Below are 7909 nucleotides of genomic sequence, written 5' to 3'. Positions count from 1 at the left end.
CCCTTGGTAAAGCCTACTTTTTAATGTAACATATATACTATATCGGACTCATTATAATTATTTTATTAGTAAATGAAAGTATTTCAAGAAGAAAAAGTGGAGCTAACTCTTTATGATAACTAAAAAACAAAATAATTTACAAATTTTTAAAATAACGATAATAATTTCTATATTTTTTGTATTACTCTTTTTTCTACGCTTCACCTGGCTTCATTACTTTTCTTTTTCTAGTGAAGCTGAAATTAAAAATGGCGTTTTAGATTTTGACCAAATTCATAGAGTACAAAATTTTCAAATGCATTTGGATGGGGAATGGATTTTGTACCCTAATACTTTACTTATTTCAAGAGATACAAGGGAATCGAATACACCCGTCTATTTAAATGTACCTGAAACATGGGATTCCTACATTGAGCCTGAACGAAATCATGCACCGCATGGGTCATACTATTTAAAAATCATAAATGTACCTGACTTAGAGCTTGTTTACAGTTTGACAATCCCTACGAGTCTCTCACCATACACCCTTTATGTTAACAATAAATACATAGGCAATTATGGAAAGCACACACTCAATCCACAAACGCCTTCTGAGAGCGCTAGGCCTATGACTTACCACTTTTCTCTACAGCCTGGAGAAAATGAATTCATTATTTCTGGCTTTCATATGAATGAGCATGTACCTGGTGGCTTGACATCATCACTCACTTTTGGTGATTCATATTCTCTAGAAAAACTAAAATGGTACGATATCATTGTACAAATAATCGTTTGCGCATTTATTGTCTTTTATTTTCTATGTGGCATTTTACTATTTGCTATCGGAATAAATCGAAGTACAATCGCCTATTTTTTACTTTCAATCGTGTCGGTATTTATTACGGTTATTCTTTCTAACGACAAGCTACTTCTTTGGCATGTAAAAATTGACTGGCTATCCGCAACACAAATATGGCATTTTGCCTGTGTTATGGCACTATTTTGGTTTATTTTATTTTTCAGTGAATTAACGAGGAAATATGTGACAGCAAAAATATTAAATATCGCTGCTCTCTGTTGTTTTGTTTACTTAATATTCATCGCAGTTATGCCTGTTAGCTTTATTTACTATACGAAATTTATTTTTTATGCGCTTTTAATCAGCGGTTCAATGATGCTAGCCATGTTTATGTATAAAATTGCTTTCCGTAAGCATAAAGGATATGTGCTGTTACTTTTAGCTGCTACAGCTGTTATTCATCATTGGCTATTTCTCATTACCAATTATTTAATGGCAAAACCTTATCCATTTGACTTATTAATTGCTATTACAGCATTATTAGCCTTTTGGTTTATCGACTATTTTTATCAATCATCAACATCAAAGCAAACAGCTATCCAGCTTCAGCAAGAAATGTATCGCAAAGATGATTTCCTTGCCAATACATCGCAGGAACTACGCACACCTTTACAACATATGTTAAGTATCACGCAATCTTTATTAGCTAAAAAAGAGCAGCATGATTTAAGATTATTAGTCACAATTGGTCAGCATATGTCTTTTATGCTTGATAGTTTACTTGATTTGATTCATTTAAAAGAGCAATCAATTACACTACAAATGAAACCTGTTGATGTAAAACATATTGCTACAAGTGTTAGCGATATTCTGAAGCCTACAATTAACAGCAAGCCAATTGAGCTCATTGTTGATTTACCAGAAGATTTACCACCAGTACTAGCTGATGAAAATCGACTGCTACAAGTTTTCATTAATTTACTTCATAATGCTATTAAATTTACAGATGAAGGCTCTATTACGATTCATGCACAGACAACAGGCAGTATGCTGTCTCTATCGATTACAGATACAGGTATTGGCATTGAACAAAGTAAACAAGCTTCCATTTTTGAACCGTATGAGCAAATGAATAATACAGCACATGTCGGCCTTGGACTTGGTTTAAGTATTAGTAAAGAAATTATTGAATTACATGGTGGTTCTATTCGTGTTATATCAAGCATTGGTGAAGGCGCTACGTTTATATTTTCACTACCGATTGCTAGAGGGCTAACAATTAAACGAAGTGAATCTACTACAGAGCAGAGTCAGGCATTATCAAAATATATCTTTTTACAAAATGATTTATCTGAAATAGAGCAGGAGATTGCAGCTTCGACTACCGAGCAACTATCGATAGCTAACCACGCATCTATATTGCTTGTCGATGCAGACCCTTTAAGCTTGCAAGTATTGTTAAAAGCATTAACAACTGAATTTTACAAAATTGAAACCGCTACAAATGGTGTTGATGCACTCGCTAAAATTCAGGAGAGGAATTTTGATTTAGTTATTTCAGATACAACGCTACCACAGTTGTCAGGCTATGAATTAGCAAAGCACATTCGTCAGCAATTCTCGATTTCTGAGCTACCTATTTTATTTTTAACGACGCGCCAGCAAAGCGAGGATATTCGATTAGCATTTTTAAACGGTGCGAATGATTATGTGAAAAAGCCTATTGAATATATTGAACTCAAGTCCCGTGTGGATGCACTCATTCAAGTAAAGCAGTCAAGTGAAGAACGCTTACGCTTCGAAGCTGCATGGTTACAGGCGCAGATTCAACCACATTTTTTCTTCAATACATTAAATGCAATTATTTCCTTGTATGGTGAAGACAACGAAAAAATGGAGGAGCTATTATTCGCCTTTAATGACTATTTACAAATGAGCTTTAATTTCGAAAATGTCGACTTGCTTGTCCCTCTTGATTATGAATTAAAGCTTGTTCGCTCCTACATGGCAATCGAACAAATTCGATTCGGGGATCGCATTCAAATGATCTGGGATATTCCAAACGATGTTGCTTTCTCTGTCCCACCGCTTGTTTTGCAAACGCTTGTTGAAAATGCGGTGCGTCATGGCATATTAAATCGTCCAGAAGGTGGTACGATAATATTACGAATTACAGAGCATAGCGAACATTATTTAATCGAAATTATTGACAATGGCATCGGCTTTAATACAAGGTTGATTGATAAAAAAGATAGTGTTGGCCTTTTCAATACGGAACAGCGCTTAAAGCAATTATTCGGTGTAACGCTAACAATTGATAGCGTTGTCGGAAAAGGGACAACGATTTCCTTCCCTGTACCGAAGAAATATAATTAAAGCCATATACAAAAGCGCAAGAAATCCATACTTTCTCGTGGACTTCTTGCGCTTTTTCAATTGACTTGAGCTACTTTTTTTTTGTCTTTTTCCATTGCTCAAACCAGCTTGTCACTTCCTCGCTTGGCTCAACCGCTAATTGTTCTTCTAATACTTGTTTTAATAATGTGTACTGCTCTTCGACCGCTTCCACATTATTTAATACGTCGTATAGCTTCATTAATGTGAAGTATTGCAATTCCTCATCTGCATCTAATGATTGCAGTTTCTTTTCAACCGTAATTGCTTGCTCGTACATTTTTTCTTTTATATAAAATCTACTGAGCTGTAGCGCATGTTGACGCCACATTCGCTTCAAACGCTCTCGTTCACTTTCAGCCCAAATATAGTCGCAGCCCTTCAAAAAATGATTTTGATAGGCATTAAATACGTGCTCATGCTCTTTATATGTATCCTTTGTCAAATTTGGTAGTGCATTCAGCTCTTTAGTCCACTCATCTATGTCAACCAAGACATTACCTAGCTGTAATTGATAACCTGAATCGAGCAATAAACTAGAAATTTGTACATCATGTAAATTATATTGCTTCAATGTTTTTCTAATTGTATAAATTGTTGTATATAGCTGCTTGACGGACCTTTCCATATCTACCTCAGACCAAAATAACTCTAATAACGTATCTTTTGATGTTGATTTTTCATGTCGAGATAATAAATACGAAAAAATCTCCTTTGCTTTTGCTGTACGCCACTTCATGATCTGTACTTGACCGTCAGCGGATACAACTCTAAGGTCACCAAAAAGTTTAAGACAAGTACTATTATTTTTTGGAGTCGGCTTCTCATTAAGCAATGTTTGAAGTCTGATAAGTGTTTTATGCAAGCGATCCTTTTGGACAGGCTTTAGCATATAGTCGATTGCATGAATATTAAAAGCATCAATTGCGTAGCGATCAAACCCTGTAATAAATACGGTTTCAACTGATGGCTGTATTTCTTGAATTTTCCCAGCCAGCTCCAAACCGTTTAATTCCGGCATTTCAATATCTGAAAATATAACGTCAGGTCGCAAGCCTTTTATATTTTCATATGCCTCTATCGGATCATCAAACTCTCCGACAATTTCAATTTTTTGTAATTCATTATCTAATAACAATGTTTTCAAACGAGCCATTGGCAATGCCTCGTCATCTATAAGCACTACTCTCAAGAAGTATCCCCCTCCCCTAAATTTTAGCCACATTAGAGTGTCTCGACTACATCAAAAGGAATAATTACCCTTTTAATTGACTTCATCTCAAATTTTTGAAAAGTTATTACTATTTTAGCTATTGGTTAACTTACATATTTAGTGTAACATATTTATATATCGTACTTAATTACCAAACATTTAATGAACAATCAAAGAAAAGATGAGGATGGATAGATTTATTATGATAAAAGGACTTAATAATTACCATAATTTTAAAATAATTATAATTATTTCATTGTTTTTTATGTCACTTTTTTTCATTCGTTATAGTTGGGTTAACTATCTTTCATTTTCAAACGAAATCGAAATTCAACATGGGGTATTGGATTTTGAACAAATTGAAAATAGCAAAAGCTTTAAAACATTTCTCGATGGAGAATGGGAGTTTTTTCCTAACATCATCCTTATTTCCAGAGAAAATAAAAACTCCACCAACCCTATCTACGCTAATTTACCTGAAGCATGGGATATGCATATAAAACGAAAGCCTGCCTCGGTACCTCATGGCTCATACTATTTAAAAATTATTAATGTGCCAGATTTTAATAGACTTTATGGATTGACAATACCTGCTAGCCTGTCACCCTATAGTCTCAAAGTAAATAATGAACATGTCGGTGAATATGGTAATAATTCAACTGTCCCAAGAAAGCCTAGCATAGATGCTAGACCTGTTACCTATTATTTTGAACTGCAGCCTGGGGACAATGAGATTATCATTTCTGGCTTTCATACGAATGAGCATATAGCTGGCGGTTTAACAAAATCACTTATTTTTGGCGATTTACATTCAATGGAAAGCTTAAAATGGTTTTCTGCTATTACACAAATTATTGTATGTGTCATTTTCCTCTTTTATTTAATTTATACTATTGTACTTTTTATTGTTGGCATTAGAGAAAAATCACTATTGTACTTTGCCCTACTTATTTTTTCAACGTTTATTACAGTAATCGTGTCAAGCAATAAGCTACTTTTATGGTACATACCAATCGACTGGGTATTGTCAACAAAGCTATTTTTCTTTTCTTATATTCTGACAATGCTCTGGTTTATTTTATTTTTAAATGAGTTAACAAAAGCCTATATCAATACAAAATTACTTAACATCCTTATAGCCTTTTGCTGCGCCTATTTATTTTTTATTGTTGCTGCACCAATTGACTATGTTTACTCTACACAAATCGTTTTCTATATCTTATTTTTTATTTCACCTATTATTCTAGCTATTGTTATTTATCGGTTCGCAGTAGCTAAACAGAAAGGTGCTGTGATATTGCTGTTAATGGCTACTGCGATTAGTAATAACTCACTATTTATCATGATTAATCGCTCTTTAACGACGCCTTATAGTCACTACCCATTTGATTTGCTTATAGCCATTATTGCTTTATCTGGTTTTTGGTTTATGCGTTATTTCCATATATCAGTGCAATCAAAGCAGCTTTCAATTAAACTCCAACAGGAAATGTATCGAAAAGATGAGTTTCTTTCCAATACATCTTATGAGTTGCGCACACCGCTCCAACACATGCTAAGCATTGCACAATCGCTATTAGTTAAAAAAGAACAGCATGATTTAAGGCTGCTAGTTACAATCGGTCACCATATGTCATTTATGCTTGATGGCTTGTTAGATTTGATTCATCTAAAAGAACGAACAATCAATTTGCAAATCAAGCCGATTAATGTACAACATATTGTAGAAAGCGTTTGTGATATGTTTCAGCTCACAATTAAAGGGAAACCGATAAAGCTAATTATTGACTTACCCACAGATTTACCACCTGTGCTGGTTGATGAAAATCGGCTTATTCAAGTTTTCATTAACTTAATTCACAATGCGATTAAGTTTACAGATAAAGGATCTATTACGGTCCATGCCAAAATAAAAAACAGCCTGCTTTATATTTCAATTACAGATACAGGTATTGGCATTGAAAAGAGCAAGCAGGCGATTATTTTTGAACCCTATGAGCAAGTAGATGATCATATTAAATCACCTCGTCATATGGGCTTAGGTCTTGGATTGAGCATTTGTAAAGAAATTATCGAGATGCATGATGGCTCAATTACTGTAGATTCTGCAATTGGTAAAGGAACTACCTTTACATTTTCATTGCCAATAGCAAAAGGCTTAACTGTTGGAAGCACTGAAGTGACTACCAGTAGTACATTATCAAAGTATATCTTTTTGCAGGATAATTTTTCGATAACTGAGCAGGAGCTCGCTATAACAGTTGCCAAAAATACAGCACCAACTAGCTCCGCGCATATTTTAATCGTTGATGCAGATCCTTTAAGTTTACAAGTATTGTTAAAGGTGCTATCGACAGAATGCTATAAGGTTGATACAGCTTTAAATGGTACAGAAGCCCTTGAGAAGATTTGTAAATATAGCTATGATTTAGTCATTTCAGATATTATGCTACCACATATATCAGGCTATGAATTAGCGAAGCAAATTCGAGAACAGTACTCGATTTCAGAGCTTCCTATTTTATTTTTAACAGCGCGTCAGCAAAGTGAGGATATTCGACTTGCCTTTTTAAATGGTGCAAATGATTATGTGAAAAAGCCACTTGAATATGTGGAATTGAAATCACGTGTCGATGCACTTATTCAAGTAAAGCAATCGAGTGAAGAGCGTTTACGCTTTGAGGCTGCATGGCTCCAAGCACAAATCCAGCCACATTTCTTCTTCAACACATTAAATGCGATTATTTCCTTGCATGGTGTTGACGATGAGAAAATGAAAGATTTGTTACTCGCTTTCAGCAACTATTTACAAATGAGTTTTGACTTCCAAAACGTAGATTTAGTTGTCCCGATTGATTATGAATTAAAGCTTGTTCGCTCTTATTTAGATATCGAGCAAATTCGCTTTGGCGATAAAATTCAAATCGTTATGGATGTACCTGAAGACTTAATATTAAATATACCGCCACTGTCCATCCAAACATTGGTAGAAAATGCAATCCGACATGGCATTTTGCCACAGCGAGGAGGCGGTACGATTACAATCCGCATTACCGAATCAAAGATGGAATATAAAGTGCTCATTATTGACAATGGCGTTGGCTTTGATACAACCCGTCTACGTAGGCAAACAAGTGTCGGGCTCATTAATACTGAACAACGCCTCAAACAAATTTTTGGCACAGAGCTAGATATAGAGAGTAGGGTTGGGGAAGGTACAACTGTTATCTTGACAATTCCAAAATCCCATGCCCAGAAACGAAATTAAGAACATGACAACAAGAAAGTGTCGGGCTAGCAGAGTCATACCTGCATAACCCGACACTACTCATTTTACCCAGCATTAATGGACAGCAATATTCTATGTACCGCAAGCAAATATTTTCTGTACCAAAGCAAAGCGGCAGGTACAGTACAGATACAAGACACCCGCCTCAAGCCTTGAGAAAAACAAAAAGAATAAATGGGCGATTAGCCTGATTAATTCAACCAACAATCAGCGGAAGATGAAGTCAGTTAAAGAC

The 7909-nt window shown here is 35.0% G+C and carries 3 protein-coding genes; 2 read left to right on the top strand and 1 reads right to left on the bottom strand.

Annotation, left to right across the window (positions count from 1 at the left end):
- The first annotated feature begins 607 nt into the window (after positions 1 to 607).
- Complete coding sequence (locus C9J34_RS11400) at positions 608 to 3154, top strand: ATP-binding protein (RefSeq protein ID WP_193768974.1); 2547 nt, start codon at positions 608 to 610, stop codon at positions 3152 to 3154.
- A gap of 70 nt (positions 3155 to 3224) precedes the next feature.
- Here C9J34_RS11400 and C9J34_RS11395 read toward each other — a convergent pair whose 3' ends face one another.
- Positions 3225 to 4355, bottom strand: coding sequence for a response regulator (locus tag C9J34_RS11395; RefSeq protein ID WP_238600631.1), 1131 nt, complete (start codon positions 4353 to 4355; stop codon positions 3225 to 3227).
- Positions 4356 to 4728: 373 nt separating this feature from the next.
- Between C9J34_RS11395 and C9J34_RS11390 the strand changes: the two genes are divergently transcribed.
- Positions 4729 to 7653 (top strand): hybrid sensor histidine kinase/response regulator, encoded by a 2925-nt coding sequence (locus tag C9J34_RS11390; protein WP_193768973.1) that lies wholly within the window; start codon positions 4729 to 4731, stop codon positions 7651 to 7653.
- Positions 7654 to 7909: the final 256 nt, after the last annotated feature.

The organism is Metasolibacillus meyeri (assembly GCF_003049505.1).
Taxonomy (GTDB): Bacteria; Bacillota; Bacilli; order Bacillales_A; family Planococcaceae; genus Metasolibacillus; species Metasolibacillus meyeri.
Note: the sequence above shows the minus strand (reverse complement) of the source record. Positions and strands in the feature narration are given on the sequence as shown.